Source organism: Mycobacterium sp. NGS62 (assembly GCF_059812285.1).
In genome coordinates this window covers 131,882-155,033 of the sequence record NZ_JCALCK010000001.1, presented here as the reverse complement: position 1 = coordinate 155,033, position 23,152 = coordinate 131,882, and the positions used below count along the sequence as shown (strand labels likewise).

Sequence of the window (23,152 nt, the reverse complement as noted above, 5' to 3'; positions counted from 1 at the left end):
AGCGCATCAGGCTTAACTTTGGAGGATTGATGGCTGAAGCCAAAACAGTTCCGGTCTTATTCGTCAGGGACCCGATCGTGCTGCCCGGCATGGTGGTGCCCGTCGCGCTGGACGAGGCCGCTCGCACGGCCGTCGACGTGGCCCGGGCCAGCGAGTCGGGCAAGTTGCTGATTGCGCCGCGGCTCGACGACCGCTACCCCTCCTACGGGGTGCTGGCGTCGATCCTGCAGGTCGGGCGCATCGCCGGCGGCGGCACCGCCGCGGTGGTGCGCGGCGAGCAACGGGCCCACATCGGTGCCGGGGCCACCGGCCCGGGTGCGGCGCTGTGGGTCGAGGTGACGGAGGTCGCCGAGGCCGAACCCGATGACGAGACCCGCGCCCTGGCCGCCGACTACAAGAAGCTGCTGCTGGGAATGCTGCAGCGCCGCGAGGCCTGGGAAATCGTGGACATGGTCAACCGGTTGACCGACGCGTCGGCGCTGGCAGACATGGCTGGTTACGCCTCGTATTTAACCGAGGTGCAGAAGCGCCAGCTGCTGGAGACCGAAGATGTCGCCGAGCGGCTGCGACTGCTGATCGATTGGACCGGCGATCACCTCGCTGAGGTCGAGGTCAACGACAAGATCGCCGAGGACGTGCGGTCCGGCATGGAAAAGCAGCAGAAGGAGTTTCTGTTGCGCCAGCAGCTGGCCGCGATTCGCAAGGAGCTCGGCGAAGGCGAACCGGACGGTTCCGATGACTATCGGGTCCGCGTCGAGGCCGCCGAGCTGCCCGACAAGGTGCGCGAAGCCGCGCTGCGTGAGGTCGGCAAACTGGAACGCGCTAGCGAGCAAAGCCCCGAGGGCGGCTGGATCCGCACGTGGCTGGACGCAGTGCTCGAGCTGCCGTGGAACACCACGACCGAAGACTCCGCCGATCTGAAGGCCGCCCGCCAGATCCTGGACGACGATCACCACGGCCTGGACGACGTCAAGGACCGCATCGTCGAATACCTGGCGGTGCGGGCCCGTCGCGCCCAGCGTGGGTTGCACGTTGTCGGTGGTCGCGGCTCCGGTGCGGTGATGGTGCTGGCCGGCCCGCCCGGCGTCGGCAAAACCTCGCTGGGCGAAAGCGTCGCCCGCGCCCTGGGCCGCAAGTTCGTCCGGGTTGCACTGGGTGGGGTGCGCGACGAGGCCGAGATCCGCGGCCACCGGCGCACCTACGTCGGCGCGCTGCCCGGCCGCATCGTGCGCGCCATCGGCGAAGCCGGCTCGATGAACCCCGTGGTGCTGCTCGACGAGATCGATAAGGTCGGCTCGGACTACCGGGGCGACCCGTCGGCGGCCTTGCTCGAGGTGCTCGACCCCGCGCAGAACCACACCTTCCGCGATCACTACCTGGATTTGGATCTGGACCTGTCCGACGTGGTGTTCCTCGCGACGGCCAACGTCATCGAGAACATCCCGTCGGCGCTGCTGGACCGCATGGAATTGGTGCAGATCGACGGCTACACCGAGGACGACAAGGTGGCCATCGCCCGCGACTTCCTGCTGCCCCGACAGCGTGACCGCGCCGGGCTGACCACCGACGAGGTCAGCGTGACCGAGGCCGCGCTGCGCAAGATCGCCGCCGACTACACCCGCGAACCCGGTGTGCGGCAGTTCGAACGGCTGCTGGCCAAGGCGTTACGCAAGGTCACCACCAAGCTCAGCGACGAAACTGAGCCGATGACCATCGACGAGCCGGATCTAGTCGGCTACCTGGGCCGGCCGCGGTTCACCCCGGAGTCGGCCGAACGCACCGCGGTGCCGGGCGTGGCAACCGGATTGGCGGTCACGGGGCTCGGTGGTGATGTGCTCTACATCGAGGCCGGCGCCAACGAGGGTGAGCCGGGCCTACAGCTGACCGGTCAGCTCGGTGACGTGATGAAGGAGTCGGCGCAGATCGCGCTGTCCTATGTGCGCTCGCACGCCACGGCGTTGGGTGTCGACCCGAAGACCCTGGACCGGCGCATCCACGTCCACGTGCCCGCCGGGGCGGTGCCCAAGGACGGCCCATCGGCCGGCGTCACGATGGTGACCGCGCTGGTGTCGATGGCCACCGGACGGCAGGTGCGCGCCGACGTCGGGATGACCGGCGAAGTGACGCTGAACGGCCGGGTCCTGCCGATCGGAGGCGTCAAGCAGAAGCTGCTCGCCGCCCAGCGCGCGGGTCTGTCGACCGTGTTCATCCCGCAGCGCAACGAGCCGGATCTCGACGATGTGCCCGCCGAGGTGCTCGACGCGCTGGATGTCAGGCCGATGACCGACGTCGCCGAAATCGTCGCGCTGGCGCTGGAACCGGCCGAGAAGGCGGTGGCCTCGGCGGCGTAACGTTCGCGGGCGTGAGCAACCTCAAACGGCGCATCGTCCACACTGCCCAGCGCCTGCTGGTCAACCCGGTTGGCCGGCAACTGCCGGTGACGATGCTGGAAACCATTGGACGAAAGTCCGGTCAACCGCGCCGCACCGCGGTCGGGGGCCGGGTGATCGACAACCAATTCTGGATGGTGTCCGAACACGGCGACCATTCCCACTACGTGCACAACATCAAGGCCAATCCCGCGGTGCGGGTGCGCGTTCACGGCCGCTGGCGCAGCGGAACCGCCCACCTGCTGCCCGAAGACGACCCGATCGAGCGACTGCGTGGCCTGCCCGGGCTCAACAGCGCCGTGGTCCGGCTGATGGGAAGCGACCTGCTGACCATCCGGGTGGACCTGGACTGACGTGGCCTAACGGCACCCTGTCACGGCGCCAGGATGTACGACATCCCCGGCATGTCCTTGGCATCACGGGTCCACCAGTGGAATGGACCGCCGTGTTGCGCATTGTTCATCTCGGTGAGGTTGATGTAGAGGCCGTCAGGCCGTCGCGAAGTCGAATTGACCCAGGCCACATGGCCAGTCACGGGATCGGCACCTTCCACGCCCGGCTGAAACACCACGATCGACCGCGGCTGCGCCTCATCAACGACTGTCCACCCTGCGGCGCTTGCCGAACTCGCCCAGTCTTTGGCGTCGCCATGGACGTCGGGATATCCGCCGGTGGCCTCGTGCCATTTCTGCATTGCCCCGTCGGTGCATTGGCCCGGCGCAGCCGTGTTGGAAGGCTGCGTTTGGCCCATCGCGCGGCCATCAGTCGATGAAGTCTGAACAGGTGGCGGGGGCTGATCGCTGCATGCTCCGGTGACCGTGTTCCGGGTGCCCGTCTGGATATCGACATCGGCGACGAAATGACTGTCGGATACCCGGTACCAAAGATTGTCCCAGCCGCCATTTGGGATGTTGGAACTGAAGTACCCTTTCACGGCTTCCCCGCGCTGGAAACACTCGAGTGTCAACGTGTCGTGCTTGTGGTACCAACCATCCTGTTGCGAATTCCGGCTGGGCTCAGACATGCGCTGGGTTTTCGCCATGACAACGGCGGTCGGATCCGCGTGCGCGGGCGCTGCGAACACCAGGGGCTGCAGGCCACTGCCGCTCAGCAGCGCCGCGATCGCCAATCTGGCTAAGCGGCTGCGATGGGTAATCATCCCCGTCCCCCATTACCCGTGGTCGTGCCGAAGAACTGATGGCGCAAATTAACACAATTTGACGGACATTGGTGGGAGTAATTGCACAATGGCAGTTCAGGCCGGTCTGAATGCCGGCCGAATTCGTGCTTGCCGGCGCCGAAGAAATGAACGACGGTTGCCGACCGAGACGCGCGGGTAATCGGTGCGCTATGGATGAGTCCAAGGAACGGGTGAAGCGACTGCTGAAGGTTGCCGGCACCACATACGCCACCGAGGCGGGAGTTCGCATCAGCGACAAACCCATGCCGCTGTTTCAACTACTGGTGCTGTGCATGCTGGCCAGCAAGCCGATCGACGCGTCGATCGCCATGCAGGCCGGGCGCGAACTTTTCAGAGCGGGCTTGCGCACCCCCAAAGCCGTGCTGGGCTCCGATCGCCGGACCATGATCGAGGCTATTCGGTCGCGCCCATTACGTGCGCTATGACGAAAGTTCGGCCACTCGGCTCACCGACATGGCGCGGCGGGCGAACGACGACTACTCGGGCGATCTGCGCGGAATCGCTTCGCGAAGCGGACAGGATGTCGGCGCAGCCGCACGAATGCTCAAGCAGTTCAAGGGTATCGGCGACACGGGCGCCGACATCTTCTTGCGGGAGGTGCAAGACGTGTGGACGTGGGTGCGGCCCTATTTCGACAAACGGGTCACTGCTGAAGCAAACCGGTTAGGACTGCCCACCGACCCCAAGAAACTCGGTTCCCTGGCGCCGCGCACCAACGCACGCCTGGCCGCCGCGCTCATGCGCTCATCGCTGGACCGCGATGTGCATGCGCAGGCGGCTGGTTGAGGCGGCGTGACCGCGCGAATCGGCACGTCCGGGTGGTCCTACGATCATTGGACCGACGTGCTGTACCGGCCCGGCCTGCCATCCGCACGCCGGTTGGCCCGCTACATCGAGGAATTCGACACCGTCGAACTCAACGCCAGCTTCTATCGGTGGCCCAAGGATTCAACGTTCGCGGGGTGGCGCGCGCAGTTGCCGGACGGCTTCACGATGTCGGTGAAGGCGCATCGCGGCTTGACGCACTACCGCCGACTGGGCACGCCGCAGCCCTGGATTGAGCGTTTCGAACAGTGCTGGCACACGCTGGGCGACCGCCACGGCGTGCTGCTGGTTCAACTGCATCCCGAACAGCGCCGCGACGACGACCGGTTGGACAGTTTCCTCGCCGCCATGCCGGATTGGCTACGGGTAGCCGTCGAATTGCGACATCCGTCCTGGAACGATCCGGTGGTGTATGGGCTGCTGGAACGCCGCCACGCCGCCTACGTGGTGATGAGCGGGGCCGGCCTGCCGTGTATCCCTCGCGCCACGACCGATTTGGTGTACATCCGGATGCACGGCCCGGATCCGGAGGCGATGTACGCCGGCTCCTACCCGCCCGACGAACTGGAGCAGTGGGCGGAGCGGATCGCCGAATGGGGCGGCGAAGGCCGCGACGTCTGGATGTACTTCAACAACGACCCACACGGTCACGCGGTACGCAATGCGCGTTTCCTGAAGGCACTTTTGAGCTGAACCCAGCACAGTAGGCTGGACTTATGGGCAGCTCAAATACATTTGTCATCGTCGGCGGTGGACTCGCCGGCGCCAAAGCGGCAGAAGCATTGCGCGACAAGAACTTCGATGGGCAGATCGTGCTCGTCGCCGAGGAGGAGCACCTCCCCTACGAGCGTCCGCCGCTGTCCAAGGAGTTTTTGGCCGGCAAGAAGACGCTGACCGATTTCACTGTGCACGACTCGGCCTGGTACAGCGACCACGACGTCGATTTGCGACTGGGAGTCCGGGCCGCCGCTGTGGACCCGGCCGGTCACCATGTCGCTCTGCCCGACGGCACCACCCTCGACTACGACAAGCTACTGCTGGCCACCGGATCCCGGTCCCGGCACCTGCCGATACCGGGATCCGATGCCGCCGGCGTCCATTATCTGCGGACCTTCGAGGACGCGTCGGCGCTCAATTCGGTGCTGTCCGAAGGCTCCTCGCTGGCAGTAGTGGGCGCCGGGTGGATCGGCCTGGAAGTGGCGGCCAGCGCCCGTCAGCGCGGGGTCGACGTCGCCGTTGTCGAGACCGCCAAACTGCCGCTGATGGCCGCGCTGGGCGAAGAGGTCGGCACGGTGTTCGCCAACCTGCACCGCGAGCATGGTGTCGACCTGCGCCTGCAGTCCCAGGTCCAAGAGATCACTACCGATGGCGGGAAGGCCACCGGCCTCAAGCTGCAGGACGGGTCCACGGTCACCGCGGACGCAGTGCTGGTGGCAGTCGGTGCCCAACCCAACATCGAACTCGCCGAGCAAGCCGGACTGTCGATGGGCGACGGCGGGGTGCTGGTCGACGCGTCACTGCGTACCAGCGATGCCGACATCTACGCGGTCGGCGATATCGCCGCCGCTGACCATCCGCTCTACAGCACCCGCATCCGCACCGAACACTGGGCCAATGCGCTCAAGCAGCCCGCAGTGGCGGTGGCCGGCATGCTCGGCGAACCCACCCAATACGCCGAGTTGCCGTACTTCTTCACCGACCAGTACGACCTGGGCATGGAGTACGCCGGCCACGCGCCCAGATACGACCGCGTGGTGTTCCGCGGCGACGTCGACGGCCGCGAGTTCGTCGCGTTCTGGCTCGATGCCGAAAAACGCGTACTGGCCGGAATGAACGTCAACATCTGGGATGTGCTCGACGACGTCAAGGAACTGATCCGGTCTCAGAGCCCGGTGGATCCCGACCGACTGGCCGACCCGCAGGTGCCGTTGGGTGATTTGCTGACCTGACCCGCGCTATCCGCCGATCGCCTCGAGCGGGTGCCAACTGTGGTCGATGACGTCTGGCATACACACACCCTGCAACCGTTCTCGTTCGGCGCGCCGACGTTTGATCCGCAGCCGGGCGTCGCTGGGCCAGCTGAGCAGTTCCTCGCAGGTCAGGTAATACACGTCGGCGACGACGTCGACGAGCTCTGCGGCAACCAGCCGAGTCCCCGACTCGCGCAAGGCCATTCGCAATTCATGGGTGAACCGCATGGTGGTGTTGTGTGCCAGTTCGCGAGACACGCGAGCGTTGGTCGCGATCCGCTCGAAAACGGTCTCCGGTGGTGAGGCGGGGGCGGTCGACGTCGCCGACGCGGCGGCCACCAGCAACGCTGCCGGATCGTCGCTGAACACGCAGTGGGCCAGTTCGGCCTCACCGACGCCGCGGTGGCCGATCCGGGCCACCGTCGCGTCGAGTTCCGCAGCGACACCCGGGCACACGTCGCGGATGCCAGGCAGGTCACCGTCGGCGGCTAGCGCACCAGCCCGCGGATCACGTCGCAGCAACGCCGCCAGCGCAGCAATCTCAGCCGCGACGTGGCCACTGTCCAGCAGCGTGCCGATTCCCGAGATCGGCGCACACGCGCCGGTGCGCTCCAGTGTCGCGGCGGTGACGCCGGTGTCGATCACCCAGAGCGCCGTCAGGCTCCACCCCTGGTGTATCCGGTCGCGTAACAGTCGGATCCGCACCTGCAGACCGGCCTCCGACAGCGAGCCCAACTGCGCCGCGTCAAGGTGCTCAGCGGTCGCGGCAGCGCGGTAGGACTGCGTGTCGGTTTTCAGGTGGCGCAGCATGGCCAGTGCTCGCGTCAGCACGGCAGCTTTTGCCGCCTTGGCACCCAGCGGCGGACGGCCCAGCGGCAACAGCTCGACGACCGGCGAGTTGCCCACTGCCTGCTCGACGACGGCTTGCCCGTCCCAGCCGGGCAGCCGACTGGCGGCGATCACGCCGGCCGACACCCCGACATAGGGGCGATGACCGAACACCGCGATGGCCCGGTCTTCCCACTCCTCGGCCGCCGCACCTCCCAACGCCATCGCTTGGCCCAGGATTCGGCTGGCGCCGCGTAAGCCACCCAGCTGAACGTCGAGGGTCATCGGAGTCAACGGGCCCGGCAGCGCCGCAGCAAACGTGCCCGTGCCGAAGACCGGGAATCGCGGATCGATCCGGTCGTCGAACTCGCCCTCCAATCCGTCCGGGGCCGCACAGCGCAACCCCGGGCTGCCCAGCGGCCCGAAGCGCGGCATGGTCTCCCGCGGCAACGGCGAACGCCCGGACAGGTCGATCGCGCCGCCGGTGCCGAGCTTGCGACCGGCGACCCCCCGCGCGGTGTCGGCCACCGCGCCCGTCGCGGACCAACCGAACTCGAAGTGCCAATCCTCTTGCAGCGCAGAGGTGTCCATCGGCGGTGTCAGCTCTGCCCACGTGCCGAGTCGATAAGGTCGCGACCGCTGGCCCGCGGAGCGCAGCAGCTGCCGCGCGGTGGCCGCATCGGCGGTATCCGGTGTCGCCAGATCCACCGCACCGGTGGTGTCGGTTGCGACGGCCAAAGTCAGGAAGCGGACCAAATCCTCGAGATGCACCAGGCGCACCGACGGCTGTGTCGACGTGGCGTGCAGCAGGGTGGCCACCGTGCGGCATACCGACCAGTCGAGCTGACGGCCCACCGGCGGTGCGGTCCGGATGATCAGGCTGGGCGCCCACCCCGTGGCGACCAGCGTCTCGGCCTGGCCATACAGCCTGGGTGCTCCGGCCGCCTGGGACACGAAAACCAGCCGTGCGCCGGCGCATGCCGCAGCGTGGGCGACGTGCACCACGCCGTTGATGCCGGCGTTGCCGGGTGCCGGCTCGATGGGCGCCAGATGTACCACCACATGCGATTCGTCGGCCATTTGCTGTAGAACAGGCCCGCCGAGCGGCCCGCACACGAATTCGACCTCGGGATCCAGACAGGCATGCGGATACCGGGCGATGCCGCTGACCGTGTGGCCGGCGGCCACCAGTTGGCGGGCCAGCGCACGTCCCACGACTCCGGTGACGCCGGTTAGCAGGATCCGCATGCGGTGCTCCCCTCCCCCGGTGCCTTCCCCGACAATAGGCGCGCCGAGGCAGTCCTCAAGAGGCTTTTGACCCGAACGTAAGAATTGGCTCGCTAGCGCAGGGTGGCGGTGCCGTCCGGGCGGATCGCGACCTTGGCGCCGGCGATGTCCTCTCGCGCGGTGACCGCAGCCGACGAGGCGTCGGGGATTACGGCCAAGGTGCGTGAGTCGTCAGGTGTGCGCACCGCCAGGAACGCCTTCTCGGGCTCGCCGTCCCGGTTGAACGGCGTTGTCCAGGACTCGACGGTGCCGACGCCCTCCCATTCGACCACCGCCGGCCGGGTCGGCTCCTGATCGACGGCCGATTGCACGTCCTCCCAACGGAATTGCGATGTCGGTGGCTCGGTGCCGTACACACCGAAACTGTGCTTGGTCAGGTACCCGCCGTTGGCGCTGATCAGCCCACGCCGACCCGGATCGGCGGTCAGCAGCTCGGCCATCGTCGCGATCGAGTGGGTCACGTAGTTGCTCCACGGTCCGCCGGCGAAGGTCAGCCCGCCGGTGACGGTGAGCGGCCGACTGGGGTCGGCGACCGGCAGCCCCAGTTCGGTGGCGGCGATCTGAACCGCCGACGGAAAGCACGAGTACAGGTCGACGTGGTCGACATCATCGATACCCAGGCCGGCCAGCTCCAGCACGCGCGCGCCGGCGATTCGGATGGCCGGTGAGCGATGCAGTTCGGCACGCTCGCTGATCGCATAAGTGTCGTGTGCGTCGGTGCCGGCATACGGGTAAACCCAGCGGTCGGCCGGGATCTGCAGGCGCGTCGCGGTCTGTACCGATGTCAGCACCAGTGCGGCGCCCTGGTCGACCATGTTGTTGGAGTTCATCAACTTGGTGTAGGGCCAGCTGACCATCCGGTTAGTCGGTCCAGGGCGCCAGATCTCTTCCGCTTCAATAGGTTTGCGAATCCACGCGTGCGGGTTGGTCACCGCGACGGCGTTGAACCGCGCCCACAGTTCGCCCAGGCGCTTGCGGTGGTCGTCGATCGACTCGCCGGTGCTGATGCGCAGCGCCTGCTCGAACATCGGATAGACATGGGCCGGCCTTGCGAGCTCGATGCGTTCCTCGGCCGGCCCGGCCATCGGGACGTTGTCCTCGCCGCCCGGCGCTATCGGAACCGATTCGTCCTGTTCGGTCCAGGTGAGCTTGTTGCCTTGGGCCTTTAGCTGCATGCGTGTCCGCCAGGTTTCCGCGCCGGCCACCAGGACCACGTCCGCGCGGCCGCGCTGGATGTCCAGGCACGCCTGGTTCACCAGCGTCTGCGGCACGTTGCCGCCCACACCGCTGTAGCGGGTGGCCGGATTGTCGATACCCAGCCGCTGGCCGAGCAGCAGGCCGGGGTCGCGGTAACGCGCCGAGAGCAGGTTCACCACCCGGATGGAGTCGACCGCCGCGAGCACCTGCGCGTCGGCGGCCTCGCGGGCGGCCGCCGTCATCAGGTCGACCGGCTCGATGCCGGGGGTGTCTTCGCGGTGGTTGACCTGGCCGTAGCCGATCAGCACCGGTGTCCGTGGGTCGACGGGCATGCAGGAGACCTTTCGCGATCGACGGTGGCTTAGACGTTGTCAGTGAACAGCACGCCGTCGCTGATCAGTTGCTCGACTTCCTCACTGGCCATTCCAAGGATCTTGCGGCAGATCTCGCGGGTGTGCTGGCCAGGCAGCGGTGCGGGCCGCTGCGGCGCCGGCGGGATATTGCGAAACGGCGCCGGGCCGGTTTCGGACGGCAGCGGGTGGTCGAACAGCGGATGGTTCATGTCGCTGAACAACTTTCGGTGCACAAGCTGCGGGTCTTCGAGGATGTCGGGCGGGCGGTTCATCTGGCCGGCGGGGACTCCGGCCGATTGCAGCGCCTCGGCAACCTGCGCCGGTGAGCGGGTGACCGTCCACGCCGAGACGATCGCCGCCAACTCGTCGGCATGGGGCATTTCCGCTTCGGGGTGTCCGAAAACCGTTGTGGCAGAGCGCCAATCCTCATCGTCGCGGATTGAGACCGCGCACCATTCGTCGTCGCCGGCGCATGGGTAGACGGCGTGCACGCTGGTGTCATCGCGCAGCTCTGTCCGGCCGGCATCCCGTGCGGCCTCGACGACGTAAAGGGTGTCGAGTTGGTTGACGACGGCCTCGGCCTGGGAGACGTGGACTCGGGCTCCCGCACCGGTCCGGTCACGGTGGATGAGCGCGGCCAGCGCCCCGATGGCGGTGATCCGCCCGACCACATGGTCGGGGAAGACCGTCGTCGCGTCGTAGAACGGGTGCCGTGAGCTGTCGGCGGCGGCCTCCTCGGAGGTCCACAGTTTGGTCACCCCGGTGGTAGCGCGGACCAACGGCCCATACCCCATCCGGGTGCTCCAGGGACCGGTGTCGCCGAACGCGCTGCTTTCGGCGAGCACGATCCGCGGATTGAGGGCATGCAAGGCTTCGTATGGAAAGCCCAGCGCGGCAAGCGTTCCCGGTTTGAAGTTGGCGAAAACCGCGTCGGCGTCGGCGACCAGGCGGCTGAAGATGCGTTTGCCTTCCGCGGTGCGCAAATCGACGCCGAATGCCAGATTGTTGCGATGTGTCCAGGCGAATGACTCGCTCATCGCATCGCCGGCGCGGGCTTGCCGCAATCCATCGGGGTAGGCGGCACTTTCGACCTTGATGACCTCGGCGCCCAGGTCGGCGAACAGCCGGCTGCATTCGCCACCGGCGACGATGATGCCCAGGTCGACGATCCGCAGTCCGTCGAACGGGCGTTGCCCGACGGCGTCAGCTGCTGGCGGAGTCGCCGGATCCGCGACCCAGGAAGCCGCGTGGTGTCCCGCCGCCGGCGCCGGCGTGCGAAAACCGATGTGCTGCCCGTCGACGGAGAAATAGCCGACCGGGACGGTGGCATGCACACCGGCGACCAGCTCGGCATCGGCAACGGCGTCCGCTGCACTGAAATGCTCCGAGGTTAGGAGCTGCGACGGGGACAGCACCGCGGCGATCGGCACCCCGTTGGCTTGTCCGGCTGACACCAGTTCCGTCATGGTCTGCCCGGCGAACAAGTCCGCGATCAGCATGCTGATCTGCGGCCAGGCCGCGAACCGGGCGGCGATCACGTCGTAGCGCGGGTCTTGGAGTTCCTCCGGCTCGCCCAACCAGCGGCGCAGGCCGCGCCACTGCCGGGGCGACATCACGCAGATCCGGACATGACCGTCGTGGCAGCGGTAGATCGGGTAGGCGTCCTGGTTCTTCGGACGCCCGCGCCATCGGTTGGGCTTGCGGACGCCGGCCGCGGCCTGCCCGTGCGCGCCGAAAGCGGGATCCAGTGCCATCACCACAGCGTCGAACCGGGAGAAGTCAATGTAATCGCCGGTGCCGCAACGTAGCCGGTGGTAATAGGCGACAAGCGCTGACCAGGCGGCTTGGACTGCGGCGGTGGCCGAGGCAATGCCGTCCGGTGGCAACACCGGCGTTCCGGTGGTGGGGCCGGAGCGCGCCAGAGAACCGGACAACGCGTAGAGCACCGGATCGGTGGCGCGCCAGGACGACCGCGGTCCCGTCGTTCCGAAATCGGTGATCGACATTGCGACCAGCTGCGGATACCGATCGGCGAGCTCGGCGCACGACGTTCCGTATGCGGCGGCGCGCCCCGGTACCCCGCTGTCCACGACGATGTCAGCGCTGCCCGCGAGCTCGTCGAACCGAATCCGATCCTGGTCGTCGGCCGGGTCGAGCACCGTGCTGCGCTTATTGGCGTTGTGCAGCGCAAACGGCAGGCTGGCCCCGCCCAGCGCGGGCAACCGGCGCCGCGCGGGGCTGCCACCGGGCGGTTCCACCTTGAGCACGTCGGCGCCAAGATCGGCGAGCAGCCGGCCGACCGCGTCGCCGTCATCGTCGGACAGGTCAAGCACCCGCACCGACGCCAGCAACTCACTGCCGTCGACACCGACCATGGCGTTGAGCGTAGTTGGCGGGTGCGCGGCGGTCGGATACCCAGGTCAATCCGCAATAACGACGGCAGCGGTTAATTACGGTTTAGCGCATGTCTTCCCTTTTCGGCCCTGCCGGGTTAGTGGACTTGGCAGAGCAGACGGTGCGCACGTCCATCAAGGTCGCAAGCTGGGGCGAAAGGCGCCTCTTCGAGCTCATTCGGTCGGGGATGCGCGCGCCGGCTGCGGCCCCAACGGCACCGCCCCTCTCCAACGGCGAGATCGAGAAGCGTTCCGATGCCGACTCCGAAACTCTTGACGTCAAGATGCACGGCCTGCTCGACCGCGCAATCGAGCAGAACACGGCGTCGAGCCGCCACGAGCTGTTCCACAAGATCCTCGACCAGATCGTGCCGGACGAGGCACGCATTATCAGCGCACTCTCCGACGGCTCCACGTCCCCGTTGCTCAACGTCCACGCCCGCACCCGTGCCGGACTGGCAAGTGACGTGGTGCTGGAAAACATGTCGCTGATCGGCAAGAGCGCTAACCTCGCGCTGCCGCAGTTGACCCCGATGTACGTCAGTCACCTTCTGTCGCTCGGGCTCGTCGAGTCCGGCCCCGAGGACTCCGCTTTGAAAGACGAGTACGAGATCCTCGCCGCCGACACCGCCGTGCTCGAAGCCGTCAAGCGCGCGACCCGCGGACCGATCCCGGCGCGCGTCGAAAAGTACATCCTGCGATTGTCGGGGCTCGGGCTGGAACTGTGGGCTGCGGCGAGCATGCCGCAGGAGCGGGAGTGACGACGTCGGCCATAGCCTCGATTCAATCCTGGGGCGAGATCACCGCCGACATCAAGCTGAACTGGTTCATTTACCTGTCGATGCCACTGGTCGCGGCCTTCGTCGGCTACACCACAAAGCTTGTCGCGCTGCAGATGCTCTACCGCCCAATCGAATTCGTGGGCATCGGGCCGATCGGATGGCAGGGCGTAGTTCCGCGCCGCGCAGGCAAAACGGCAGCGCTGACCATCCAGATGCTCACTGACAAACTGCTACGACCGGAGGAGATCCTCGACAAGATCGACGCCAGGCAAGCCGTGGACGATCTCCGCGAGCCGCTTACTCGGACCATCGACGCGATGGCTCGCGAGCTCGCCGAGCAGGTGCGCCCCGGCCTGTGGGACTCGATCCCGGCCGCCGGCCGCATAGCCGTGCTGTCGCGGATGCAGGCCGCCGCCCCGGAAGTTGTCGACAACCTGCTTACGGAAATGAAGACCGACTTGCCGCGGTTCGTCGATCTGCAATACCTCGCCGTCACGATCCTGGTGAAAAACAAGACCCAGCTCAACGAGCTGATGCAGGGCATGGGTGGGGCGGCAATGAAGTTCATCCGCCGCAGCGGCATCTACTTCGGCTTCGCGATCGGCCTCGTGCAGATGGTCGCCTGGGGTCTGCTCCACAATCCCTGGATCATGCCCGGGTTCGGGTTCGTGACCGGGTTCGCCAGCGACTGGCTGGCTCTGAACCTCATCTTCATCCCCCGCGAGCCGAAGAAGCTGCTCGGCGTCATCCCGGCGCATGGCGTGCTGCACGCGGAACGGGACAACGTGACCCGCGACTACGCCCGCATTTTGGCGAACGACCTCTTCTCCCCCGATGTGCTCCTCGAAGCGATCCTGCACGGACCCACTGCCGAACGGCTGTTCGCGGCCATCGAAAAAGAAGTCTCGGCAGCAGTCGACGCCCAGGTCGGGATGGCGCAACCACTCATCACGCTTGCGATCGGGACCCAGCGGTATCGCCAGGCCAAAGACGCCATCATCCAGATGCTCCTCGAGCGGCTACCGGGAACGATGCAGGAGGCCAAGGACTACACCGCCAAGACGCTCGACATCGAAAATCTCATCGTCGACAAGATGAACAAGCTGTCGCCGGATCAGTACGAAGCCATCCTCCGCCCCGTCTTCAAAGACGACGAGATGCTCATGGTGATGGTCGGCGCCGTACTCGGCTTCCTGGTAGGCGAGCTGCAAGTGGTCCTCGTCGAGCAGTTCGCCCGCTAGCCGCTCGGGCAGGGAACAATCGGAGTGATGAGCGTGCAAACCGCAACCCCAGCAGCCTTATCCGATGACGAACGTGACCGCATCCACGCCTACTGGCGCGCCGCCAACTATTTATCGGTCGGCCAGATCTATCTGCTGGACAACCCGCTGCTGCGCGAGCCGTTGACACCCGAGCACGTCAAGCCGCGGCTGCTGGGGCACTGGGGCACCACCCCGGGACTCAACCTCGTCTATGCACACCTGAACCGGATCATCCGCAACCGCGACGCCAACGTCATCTTCGTCACCGGGCCAGGCCATGGCGGTCCCGGACTGGTCGCCAACGCGTATCTGGAAGGTACGTACAGCGAGGTGTACACCGGGATCGAAGAAGACACCGAGGGGCTGCGAAAACTGTTCCGCCAGTTCTCGTTTCCCGGCGGTATCCCCAGCCATGTCGCGGCGCAGACTCCGGGCTCCATCCACGAGGGCGGCGAGTTGGGCTACGCCCTGGTACACGCCTACGGTGCGGCGTTCGACAACCCCGACCTGGTGGTGGCCTGCGTGATCGGCGACGGCGAAGCCGAAACTGGGCCGCTGGCCGCCAGCTGGCACTCCAACAAGTTCCTCAACCCTGCCAGCGACGGCGCGGTGCTACCGATCCTGCACCTCAACGGCTACAAGATCGCCAATCCGACTGTGCTGGCCCGTATTCCGCACACCGAACTCGAGTCGTTACTGCGCGGCTACGGGTATCGGCCGATCACCGTGGCCGGCGACGACCCGGCCAATGTGCACCAGCAGCTGGCCGCTGCGCTCGATGACGCCTTCGACGACATTGCGGCCATTCAGCGCGCCGCCCGCAGCAGCGAGACGGTCGAACGGCCGGTGTGGCCGATGATCGTGCTGCGCACCCCGAAGGGCTGGACCGGACCCAAGATGGTGGAAGGCAAACGTGTGGAGGGCACCTGGCGCTCGCATCAGGTTCCACTGGCCGAGACCCACGACAACCCGTCTCACCGCACCCAATTGGAGGAGTGGCTGCGCAGCTACCGTCCCGAGGAATTGTTCGACGACGACGGCAGGTTGCGGCCCGAGCTACGCGCAGAGGCGCCCGACGGTGACCGTCGGATGAGCGCCAACCCGCACGCCAACGGCGGCCTGTTGCTCCACGACCTGGACGTGCCGGACTTCCGCGACTATGCGGTGGAGGTCCCGCAGCCCGGCGCCGTCGTCCATGAAGCCACCCGACTGCTGGGCACCTTCCTGTGTGACGTGATCGCCCGCAACTCCGACCGGTTCCGGTTGATGGGTCCCGACGAGACCGCCTCCAACCGGTTGTCTGCGGTCTACGAGTCCACCGACAAGGTGTGGCTGTCGGAAACGACGCCCGACGACGAGAACCTGGCACCCGACGGCCGGGTGATGGAAGTGCTCTCCGAGCATCTGTGCCAGGGCTGGCTGGAGGGCTATCTGCTGACCGGCCGGCACGGGCTGTTCAACTGCTACGAGGCGTTCGTGCACATCGTCGACTCGATGTTCAACCAGCACGCCAAGTGGCTGGCCACCAGCCGTGAGCTGCCGTGGCGGCGGCCGATCGCGTCGCTGAACTACCTGCTGACCTCGCATGTGTGGCGCCAGGACCACAACGGCGCGTCGCACCAGGACCCGGGATTCATCGACCTGGTCGCAAACAAGCGTGCCGAAATCGTGCGGGTCTACCTGCCCCCGGACGGCAATACGCTGCTGTCGGTGGCCGATCACTGCCTGCGCAGCCGCGACTACGTCAACGTGATCGTCGCCGGCAAGCAGCCCGCGCTGGCCTACCTCGACATGGAGCAGGCGATCGCGCACTGCACCCGCGGCCTGGGCATCTGGCAATGGGCGAGCACCGCCACGGCCGATCCCGATGTGGTGCTGGCCTGCGCCGGCGACATCCCGACACTGGAGACGCTGGCCGCCGCCGACATCTTGCGCAAAGAGCTGCCCGACCTGGCTGTGCGGGTGATCAACGTCGTCGACATCATGCGGCTGCAGCCCGAATCCGAGCATCCGCATGGCATGCACGACCGCGAGTTCGATGCGTTGTTCGGCACCGACACCCCGGTGATCTTCGCCTACCACGGCTATCCCTGGCTGATTCACCGGCTGACGTATCGGCGCGCCAACCACGACCACATGCACGTGCGCGGCTACGACGAGCGCGGCACCACGACGACGCCGTTCGACATGGTGATGCTCAATGACCTCGACCGCTTCCATCTGGTGATGGATGTCGTCGACCGGGTCGACGGGCTGGGTAGTCGCGCCGCCGAGCTGCGCCAACGGATGGCCGACGCCCGGCTGGCTGCCCGCCGCTATACGCGCGAGCACGGGGAGGACGACCCGCAGATCTCTGGCTGGACCTGGGAGCCGAGTGGGTAACCTAGGAAAATGGCCGGTCAAGAGGCGGTGATTCAACCGCACCCGTTGGCGTCGCAGCTCTCGGCGCTGCACCGGTTCCGGGTCTACGTCGACGTCGCCGTCGTCGTCGTGGTGTTGGCGCTGACCAACCTGATCGCGCATTTCACCACTACGTGGGCGGGTATTGCCACCGTTCCCGCGGCGGCTGTCGGCCTGCTGATCCTGCTGCGCTGCAACGGCCTTGGTTGGGCCGAACTCGGCCTCGGCCGCGAGCACTGGAAATCCGGCATCGGGTATGCGCTGGCTGCGGTGCTGCTGGTGGTGTCGGTGGTTGCGGTCGGAGCGCTGCTGCCGGTGACTCGGCCGATGTTTTTGAACAACCACTACGCGACCATCTCGGGTGCGCTGGTGGCGTCGATGATCATCATTCCGCTGCAAACCGTCATCCCCGAGGAACTGGCGTTTCGCGGCGTGCTGCACGGCGCGCTGAACCGGGCCTGGGGCTTCCGCGGTGTCGCGGTGGCGGGCTCGCTGCTGTTCGGCCTCTGGCACATCGCGACATCGTTAGGTCTGACCAGCAGCAATGTCGGCTTCACCCGGTTGTTCGGCGGTGGCGTGGTCGGCATGCTGGCCGGTGTCACCCTGGCCGTGTTCGCCACCGGGATGGCCGGGTTCGTGTTCAGCTGGCTGCGCCGGCGCAGCGGCAGCCTGATCGCTCCGATCGCCTTGCACTGGTCGCTGAACGGGTTGGGGGCGCTGGCCGCCGCGTTGGTGTGGCAGCTGTCCACCTGACGGGCGATCACACCAGCAGCACGGCGGCGCCGGCGATGCGGCCCTCGGCGAGGTCACTGAGGGCCCGATCGGCTTGTGCCAGCGGGTATTCGGGGCTGGTGACTTGAATGTGGTGCTGCCCGGCGAAGTCGAGGAAGGCCCTCGCGTCGGCGCGGGTGTTCGACGTCACTGACCGGATCTGGCGTTCCTGGAAGAGGTGCCGCTGGTAGTTCAGGCCGGGGATATCGCTCAGATGGATGCCGGCGACCGCCAGTGTGCCGCCACGATCCAGCGCTTCCAGCGCGGGCAGCACCAACTCGCCGACCGGAGCGAACAGAATCGCGGCGTCCAACCGTATCGGCGGCGGCTCGGCGGCGCCTTGGGCTGAGGCGGCGCCCAGATCCAGGGCCAGCTTTTGGGCGCGTTCGCCGCGGGTCATCACATGCAGCTCGGCCCCTTGCGCCAGCGCGACCTGGGCGGTGATGTGGGCGCTACCGCCGAAGCCGTATAGCCCCAGTCGGCCCCCGGGCGGCAGCTCGGCGCGCAGCAAAGAGCGGTAGCCGATTATGCCGGCGCACAACAATGGAGCCAGCTCGCTGTCGCGGTAACCGCTGGGCAGGTGATGCGCGAACGCCGCAGGAACCGTGGCGAATTCCGCGTAGCCGCCGTCGGCGTCCCAACCGGTGTAGCGCGACTGCGGGCACAGGTTCTCGTCGCCGCGGCGACAGTACTGACACACGCCGCAGGTATGCCGCAGCCACGCGATTCCGACTCGGTCGCCGACAGCGAACTCATCGCCGGCATCGGGACCGGCTTCGACGACCTCCCCCACCACCTCATGCCCCGGCGTCACCCGCTCACGGTGCACGGGCAGGTCGCCTTCAGCGACGTGCAGATCGGTACGGCACACCCCGCACGCTTGCACCGCGACCAGCAACTCGGACGGGCCCGGACGCGGGACCGCGGCGGTAACCCGTTCCAGCGGCCCGGTGTTCATCGGGCCGGGTTGGCGCACCCGCCATGCGATCATCGCGGTGTCAGCGTGTCGGTTCCCCACGGCTGCAACGGGTTTACCGCGCTAGCTCCCTCGGCGGACCAGTCCGACGATCCACAGCAGGATCACTGAACCCAGGATGGCGGTGAATAACGTGAACCACCAGCCGCCCGACGCGGTGTCGACGAAGAAGCTCAACACAAAGCCGCCGATCAACGCTCCGACGACGCCGATCACGATGTTCATCAGGATGCCTGCGCCGCCGCCCCGCATGATCTTGCCGGCGATCCAGCCGGCGATGGCGCCGATGATGATGTAGCCGATCCATCCGACGCTGGTCAGCGTCGATGAGCGAGCCAGAATTTCGGTAGCTGCCGTGACGTCCATCCGGATCTCCTTGCCTCAGCTCGGTCAAGCCCTCTGCTGGACTGTCAATTCGGTATACCGCGCCAGCGTAACGATTCGGACGCCCTAACGGACACGGTCGTTTAACTCAGGAAACCACCTGGTGAACTGCTGCTCAGGTCGAGACCGTGCCCCCCGTCGACGCGGCAGTGACGGGACCCGGTCCGGCGGCGGGCGCAGGAGCCGGTTGCGCCGGAGCGGGCGCAGGTGCGGGCGCTGGTGCTGGCGCTCCCGGAGCCGGTGCCGGTGCCGGCGCCGGTGCGGGAGCTGGTGCGGGTGCGGGTGCTCCTGGAGCGGGCGCGGGCGCCGGGGCTCCCGGGGCGGGTGCCGGAGCCGGAGCTGCCGGAGGCGGCGCCAGCGGGCGGATCGATTCGGCCAGGATCTTCGCCGCGTTCTGGTCCACCGGGTTGTTGGCAGTCCCCAGCCACACCACAAACCACCGCTGGCTCTGGGTGCCCTGCGCTGCGTTCGCGGGCGCACCGACCACGCCGGTCCAGATCTGGCCGTTGGGCTTGGCCGCGTCGCTGAACTTGACCTCGTAGTAGGACGCGCTGCCGGCCACACCATTGGCGTTCAGCGGAGTGGTTGCCTGGTTGATCCGGGTACCGGGATATGGCATGAAGAACTCGCCCATATCGGATGCCAGGCGTGTCGCGGCCTTGGTGTTGTCGGCTTCGGAACTGGCATAAAGCTTTTGGTCCAACCGGCCCAAAACGATGCGGGTGTCATTGGCCACTGCGGGCGGCTGGTCCGGTGCGGGGGGCGGGGCGGTCTCCTTGCTGAGCAGCGCCGACCCGTAGTCGAGGTGGGTGGCATCCGACTCCACCCAGCCGGCCGGAATGACGTAGCTGAACCCGCCGGCCGGGTTGTCGACCCGCCCCGGTTGGGGCGCGTTCGGGTCGGCCACCGGCGGCGGCGCGTTCGGATCGGTTCCGGGCGGCGCCGCTACCGGGTCGGCGGCCGGCGGCGCCGCTACCGGCCCAGCCGGGCCCGGTGCTGCATCCGCCGGCGGGTTAGCCCCGGCCGGGGGCGGCACCGGCTGCCCGGGCCCCGGCGGCGGCTGCACTGGATCGGCGCTTGCTGTGAACGTCGGCATCGCGAGGGCCACCGCGCTGGCGCCGGTCACCGCAGCGATCGCCAGCTTTGCCCAGAACCCCCTAGGCCGAGTCGGAGTTGAATCCACCTGCCTCATGGCGACGAACCTACCGTGTTACAGCCGTGACGCAAGTGTGGATTGCTGACATTGTGATTTGTTTGCCAGCCGTTATGAACGCGGCCGGCCATGCGGGGCGGCGTGCAGCGCCAATTCCTGGGCCTTGACGATGAACCACACGCGCTGCCCAGGGGTCAAGCGAAGCTCAGCGGCAGCGTCGACCGTGATGTCGGCGGCCAATCCTGGCGCGCCGTCTGATTGCTCCTCGCCGCGCACCCGGACCACCGGACCGCGGATATCCAGCTCGGCGACCGTCACTGCAACGCTGTTGCGCGGGCTACCATGCGGCGACTCGCTAAACACCGCGACCGCAGCCGGGTTGAACACCGCCACCGCGTGCTGTCCGGTGGCCAGATCGTCGACCGCGTTGCCGTGCCACTGCGAGCCCGAGCGGTCCAGCAGCGTTCCTTCGGCGCAGATCGTTCCGTTGACCAAATTCACGCCGGCGATGCGGGCGCCGAAGTGGCTGCGTGGCGCGGCCAGCACCTCGGCCGCCGGGCCGATTTCGGCAACATGGCCCGATTCGAGCACCAATACCCGATCGGCCAGCGTGACCACATCGAGCAGGTCGTGAGTCACCAAGATGGTGGCACGCCGGTTTCGAGCGACCACTTTGCGAAGCAGCACGCGGATCCCGGCGGCCGCCGCGACGTCGAGCCCGGACAGCGGCTCGTCGAGAAGCAGCACATCGGGTTCGGCGGCCAGCGCCCGCGCGATCGCCACCCGCTGACCCTGACCGCCGGAAAGCTGGCTCGGCCGACGATCAGCCAGGTGCTCGGCATCCACCTCGCCTAGCCAGTGCAACGCCGCCGCGCGTCCACTGCGGCGGCCGGCCCACAACGTGCGATGACGGCTGCGCGGTCCGAACGCCACATTGGCGGCCACGCTCATGTGCGGGAACAGCAGTGGATCCTGAAGCAGCAATCCGACGTGGCGTTGATACGTCGCCACATGCACATCGGCCGCGGTGTCGGTAAGCACACGGTCACCCAGGCGTACCGCACCCTGATCGGGCCGCACCAGCCCCGCGATCACGTGCAGCGCGGTCGACTTGCCCGCTCCGTTGGGCCCCAACACCGCCAGGACCTCGCCTGCGGCCACCGAGAACTGCACGTCCAACTGGCGGTCGGCGACGACGGCGCGGAGCTGCAGTTCGCTCATGCTCAACTAACCGGCGCCCACTGAGGACAACCTGCGCGTTCCCACGCCGAGCACGACGACAGCCGCGACCGCCACCAACAGGATCGACAGCGCCACCGCTGCGTCGGCGTCGGCGACTCGTTGTAAATAAATCTCCAACGGCAGCGTGCGGGTGATGCCCTGGCGCGAACCGGCGAATGTCAGCGTCGCCCCGAACTCCCCCAGCGAACGCGCAAACGCCAGTACAGCACCGGAAACCAAGCCGGGCACCAACAGCGGCAAGCTCACCCGCCACCACACCGTGCTCGGCCGTGCCCCCAACGTCGCTGCCACAATTTCGTAGTCGGCGCCCGCGGTGCGAGCCGCGCCCTCAAGCGCGATGACCAGAAACGGCAACGACACGAAGGTCTGCGCCAAAACCACTGCGGCGGTAGTGAATGCGATGTTGAGACCCGCGGCGTCCAGATACCGTCCGATCAGTCCGAGCCGGCCGAATGCGTACAGCAGCGCGATGCCACCGACCACCGGCGGCAGCACCAGCGGCAGCAGGATGACCGGTCGCAGCCATCGCACCAGTCGCATGCGGCTGCGCGCGAGCACCAACGCCATCGGCACACCGAGCACTACGCACAAGCCGGTGCTGGCGGCCGCGGTCTTCACGCTCAGCAGCAGCGCAGTGCGCGACGACGTGCTGGTGATCAGCGACCAGAAGTGCGGCCAATCGACTTTGACCGCAACCGCCACCAGCGGCGTCAGCACGAAAATCGTGCCAACCGCAGCGGGCACGTAAACCCAGCGCGGCAGCCCGGATGGCGTTTTCAACGCTGCTCGTCAGGGCTTCTTGAAGCCCGCCTGATCCAAGATCTTCTGGCCGGGCTCACCTGTTACCAGATCCACGAACTTCTGCGCCAACGAAGGCTGCGGCGCCTTCTTGAGCACCGCAATGGGATAGACGTTCACGGCGTCCGCAGCCTCAGGAAAGTCGACGGTGGTGACCTTGTCGGCGGCATTGGCCGCGTCAGTGAGGTAGACCAGGCCGGCGTCGGCCTGGCCGGCGGTGACTTTGTTCAGCACGTCGGTCACATTCGGTTCCTCGCTGACCGGGTTGAGCCGCACGCCCGTTTTGTCTTCGATGCGCCGGGCCGCGGCTCCGCAGGGCACCGGTTGCTGGCACACCACCACGTTCAATCCCGGCTTGGTGAGGTCGGCGAACGACATCACACCCTTCGGATTGCCCGGAGCCGTGACGATCACCAGGGTGTTGGATGCGAAATTGACCGGTGTGCCGGCGGTCAATCCGGCTCCGGCGACAGTATCCATTTGCGCGGTGTCTGCCGACGCGAAAACGTCTGCGCTGGCCCCCTGCGTCAATTGGGTGGCCAGATCCGAGGACCCGGCGAAATTGAAATCGACGTTCGCGTCGGGATTGTCGGTCTTGAAGCGCTCGCCGATCTCAGTGAACGTCGGCTTCAGCGAGGCTGCGGCGAACACCACGATCGATTGAGTTGCCGGAGCCGGCGACTTCGACTCCGACGGCGCCGGCGATGGGGTTCTCGAGCCACAGCCGGTCAGGCTCGCTACCAGGGTCAGCACAACACAACAGGCCATCAGCCATATCCGACGCATGCGTCAAACCCTAACCCGGCCTGCCGGGAAGAACCGGGGTGCGACGGGGCGACGCGCAACCGTTACCCAAATGGTGTGCGAGTTGTTCCGCGTCTGGAGTTCCACCGCTAGCTACCGTCCAGTAACATCGACTGAAATCGAGGCGGAGTGCCCG

The 23,152-nt window shown here is 67.0% G+C and carries 18 protein-coding genes and 1 pseudogene; 9 read left to right on the top strand and 10 right to left on the bottom strand.

Annotated features, from left to right (window positions below; translation table 11 throughout):
- Window positions 1–29: 29 nt before the first annotated feature.
- Together lon and AC5Y49_RS00720 are read left to right on the top strand one after the other, a co-directional pair.
- Window positions 30–2,351: an endopeptidase La gene (gene lon, locus AC5Y49_RS00725; protein WP_499883932.1), complete on the top strand. Its 2,322-nt coding sequence runs from the start codon at window positions 30–32 to the stop codon at window positions 2,349–2,351.
- Window positions 2,352–2,362: 11 nt separating this feature from the next.
- Window positions 2,363–2,743 carry a nitroreductase family deazaflavin-dependent oxidoreductase gene (locus tag AC5Y49_RS00720; RefSeq protein ID WP_499883931.1) on the top strand — a complete coding sequence of 127 codons (381 nt, stop codon included), beginning with the start codon at window positions 2,363–2,365 and terminating at the stop codon, window positions 2,741–2,743.
- Window positions 2,744–2,763: 20 nt separating this feature from the next.
- On the opposite strand, the gene AC5Y49_RS00715 is transcribed toward AC5Y49_RS00720, so the two are convergent.
- Entirely contained in the window at window positions 2,764–3,549 is a 786-nt protein-coding gene (locus AC5Y49_RS00715; protein WP_499883930.1) for a CHAP domain-containing protein, read from the bottom strand.
- A gap of 191 nt (window positions 3,550–3,740) precedes the next feature.
- On the opposite strand from AC5Y49_RS00715, the pseudogene AC5Y49_RS00710 reads away from it, so the two are divergent.
- The 3 genes and pseudogenes from AC5Y49_RS00710 to AC5Y49_RS00700 all read left to right on the top strand — a co-directional run bounded on the left by AC5Y49_RS00710 (window position 3,741) and on the right by AC5Y49_RS00700 (window position 6,365).
- Window positions 3,741–4,377: pseudogene (locus tag AC5Y49_RS00710) on the top strand (HhH-GDP family DNA glycosylase).
- Window positions 4,378–4,383: 6 nt separating this feature from the next.
- Entirely contained in the window at window positions 4,384–5,109 is a 726-nt protein-coding gene (locus tag AC5Y49_RS00705; protein WP_499883929.1) for a DUF72 domain-containing protein, read from the top strand.
- Between the two features lie 23 nt (window positions 5,110–5,132).
- On the top strand, window positions 5,133–6,365 hold the full coding sequence (locus AC5Y49_RS00700) for an NAD(P)/FAD-dependent oxidoreductase (RefSeq protein ID WP_499883928.1): 1,233 nt from the start codon (window positions 5,133–5,135) through the stop codon (window positions 6,363–6,365).
- Between the two features lie 6 nt (window positions 6,366–6,371).
- On the opposite strand, the gene AC5Y49_RS00695 is transcribed toward AC5Y49_RS00700, so the two are convergent.
- The 3 genes from AC5Y49_RS00695 to AC5Y49_RS00685 all read right to left on the bottom strand — a co-directional run bounded on the left by AC5Y49_RS00695 (window position 6,372) and on the right by AC5Y49_RS00685 (window position 12,426).
- The gene (locus AC5Y49_RS00695; RefSeq protein WP_499883927.1) at window positions 6,372–8,462 is read right to left on the bottom strand and encodes an NAD-dependent epimerase/dehydratase family protein; all 2,091 of its coding nucleotides are present in this window, start codon (window positions 8,460–8,462) and stop codon (window positions 6,372–6,374) included.
- 92 nt (window positions 8,463–8,554) lie between these two features.
- Entirely contained in the window at window positions 8,555–10,030 is a 1,476-nt protein-coding gene (locus AC5Y49_RS00690) for an acetyl-CoA acetyltransferase (protein WP_499883926.1), read from the bottom strand.
- 29 nt (window positions 10,031–10,059) lie between these two features.
- Window positions 10,060–12,426, bottom strand: coding sequence for a CoA transferase (locus tag AC5Y49_RS00685; protein ID WP_499883925.1), 2,367 nt, complete (start codon window positions 12,424–12,426; stop codon window positions 10,060–10,062).
- Between the two features lie 89 nt (window positions 12,427–12,515).
- Here AC5Y49_RS00685 and AC5Y49_RS00680 point away from each other — a divergent pair, with 89 nt between their 5' ends.
- Genes AC5Y49_RS00680 through AC5Y49_RS00665 form a run of 4 tightly spaced genes read left to right on the top strand, consistent with a single transcriptional unit; the run spans window position 12,516 to window position 17,641 of the window.
- A complete protein-coding gene (locus AC5Y49_RS00680; protein WP_499883924.1) occupies window positions 12,516–13,205 on the top strand; it encodes an Abi-alpha family protein in 690 nt (229 codons plus the stop codon).
- Window positions 13,202–14,467 (top strand): DUF445 domain-containing protein, encoded by a 1,266-nt coding sequence (locus AC5Y49_RS00675; RefSeq protein WP_499883923.1) that lies wholly within the window; start codon window positions 13,202–13,204, stop codon window positions 14,465–14,467. The genes AC5Y49_RS00680 and AC5Y49_RS00675 overlap by 4 nt, the downstream gene beginning before the upstream one ends.
- Window positions 14,468–14,494: 27 nt before the next feature.
- Window positions 14,495–16,870 carry a phosphoketolase family protein gene (locus AC5Y49_RS00670; protein WP_499883922.1) on the top strand — a complete coding sequence of 792 codons (2,376 nt, stop codon included), beginning with the start codon at window positions 14,495–14,497 and terminating at the stop codon, window positions 16,868–16,870.
- 9 nt (window positions 16,871–16,879) lie between these two features.
- On the top strand, window positions 16,880–17,641 hold the full coding sequence (locus tag AC5Y49_RS00665) for a CPBP family intramembrane glutamic endopeptidase (protein WP_499883921.1): 762 nt from the start codon (window positions 16,880–16,882) through the stop codon (window positions 17,639–17,641).
- 7 nt (window positions 17,642–17,648) lie between these two features.
- On the opposite strand, the gene AC5Y49_RS00660 is transcribed toward AC5Y49_RS00665, so the two are convergent.
- From AC5Y49_RS00660 to modA, 6 genes are all read right to left on the bottom strand, one after another.
- Window positions 17,649–18,650 (bottom strand): zinc-binding alcohol dehydrogenase family protein, encoded by a 1,002-nt coding sequence (locus tag AC5Y49_RS00660; protein WP_499883920.1) that lies wholly within the window; start codon window positions 18,648–18,650, stop codon window positions 17,649–17,651.
- 48 nt (window positions 18,651–18,698) lie between these two features.
- Window positions 18,699–19,001 carry a GlsB/YeaQ/YmgE family stress response membrane protein gene (locus AC5Y49_RS00655; protein ID WP_499883919.1) on the bottom strand — a complete coding sequence of 101 codons (303 nt, stop codon included), beginning with the start codon at window positions 18,999–19,001 and terminating at the stop codon, window positions 18,699–18,701.
- A 133-nt stretch (window positions 19,002–19,134) separates the two neighbouring features.
- Window positions 19,135–20,211 carry an alanine and proline-rich secreted protein Apa gene (locus AC5Y49_RS00650; RefSeq protein ID WP_499883918.1) on the bottom strand — a complete coding sequence of 359 codons (1,077 nt, stop codon included), beginning with the start codon at window positions 20,209–20,211 and terminating at the stop codon, window positions 19,135–19,137.
- A gap of 72 nt (window positions 20,212–20,283) precedes the next feature.
- Complete coding sequence (locus AC5Y49_RS00645) at window positions 20,284–21,393, bottom strand: sulfate/molybdate ABC transporter ATP-binding protein (protein ID WP_499883917.1); 1,110 nt, start codon at window positions 21,391–21,393, stop codon at window positions 20,284–20,286.
- A 6-nt stretch (window positions 21,394–21,399) separates the two neighbouring features.
- Entirely contained in the window at window positions 21,400–22,194 is a 795-nt protein-coding gene (locus AC5Y49_RS00640) for an ABC transporter permease (protein ID WP_499883916.1), read from the bottom strand.
- Between the two features lie 9 nt (window positions 22,195–22,203).
- Window positions 22,204–22,998, bottom strand: a complete 795-nt coding sequence (modA, locus tag AC5Y49_RS00635; protein WP_499883915.1) for a molybdate ABC transporter substrate-binding protein — start codon at window positions 22,996–22,998, stop codon at window positions 22,204–22,206.
- Window positions 22,999–23,152 lie beyond the last annotated feature (154 nt).

What these genes read in the sequence shown, in the direction of transcription:
- AC5Y49_RS00655 (WP_499883919.1), bottom strand. Translation starts at nt 19,001, where the DNA reads ATGGACGTCACGGCAGCTACCGAAATTCTGGCTCGCTCATCGACGCTG.
- AC5Y49_RS00700 (WP_499883928.1), top strand. Translation starts at nt 5,133, where the DNA reads ATGGGCAGCTCAAATACATTTGTCATCGTCGGCGGTGGACTCGCCGGC.
- AC5Y49_RS00670 (WP_499883922.1), top strand. Translation starts at nt 14,495, where the DNA reads ATGAGCGTGCAAACCGCAACCCCAGCAGCCTTATCCGATGACGAACGT.
- AC5Y49_RS00690 (WP_499883926.1), bottom strand. Translation starts at nt 10,030, where the DNA reads ATGCCCGTCGACCCACGGACACCGGTGCTGATCGGCTACGGCCAGGTC.
- AC5Y49_RS00665 (WP_499883921.1), top strand. Translation starts at nt 16,880, where the DNA reads ATGGCCGGTCAAGAGGCGGTGATTCAACCGCACCCGTTGGCGTCGCAG.
- AC5Y49_RS00680 (WP_499883924.1), top strand. Translation starts at nt 12,516, where the DNA reads ATGTCTTCCCTTTTCGGCCCTGCCGGGTTAGTGGACTTGGCAGAGCAG.
- AC5Y49_RS00650 (WP_499883918.1), bottom strand. Translation starts at nt 20,211, where the DNA reads ATGAGGCAGGTGGATTCAACTCCGACTCGGCCTAGGGGGTTCTGGGCA.
- AC5Y49_RS00645 (WP_499883917.1), bottom strand. Translation starts at nt 21,393, where the DNA reads ATGAGCGAACTGCAGCTCCGCGCCGTCGTCGCCGACCGCCAGTTGGAC.
- AC5Y49_RS00715 (WP_499883930.1), bottom strand. Translation starts at nt 3,549, where the DNA reads ATGATTACCCATCGCAGCCGCTTAGCCAGATTGGCGATCGCGGCGCTG.
- lon (WP_499883932.1), top strand. Translation starts at nt 30, where the DNA reads ATGGCTGAAGCCAAAACAGTTCCGGTCTTATTCGTCAGGGACCCGATC.
- AC5Y49_RS00695 (WP_499883927.1), bottom strand. Translation starts at nt 8,462, where the DNA reads ATGCGGATCCTGCTAACCGGCGTCACCGGAGTCGTGGGACGTGCGCTG.
- AC5Y49_RS00685 (WP_499883925.1), bottom strand. Translation starts at nt 12,426, where the DNA reads ATGGTCGGTGTCGACGGCAGTGAGTTGCTGGCGTCGGTGCGGGTGCTT.
- modA (WP_499883915.1), bottom strand. Translation starts at nt 22,998, where the DNA reads ATGCGTCGGATATGGCTGATGGCCTGTTGTGTTGTGCTGACCCTGGTA.
- AC5Y49_RS00660 (WP_499883920.1), bottom strand. Translation starts at nt 18,650, where the DNA reads ATGATCGCATGGCGGGTGCGCCAACCCGGCCCGATGAACACCGGGCCG.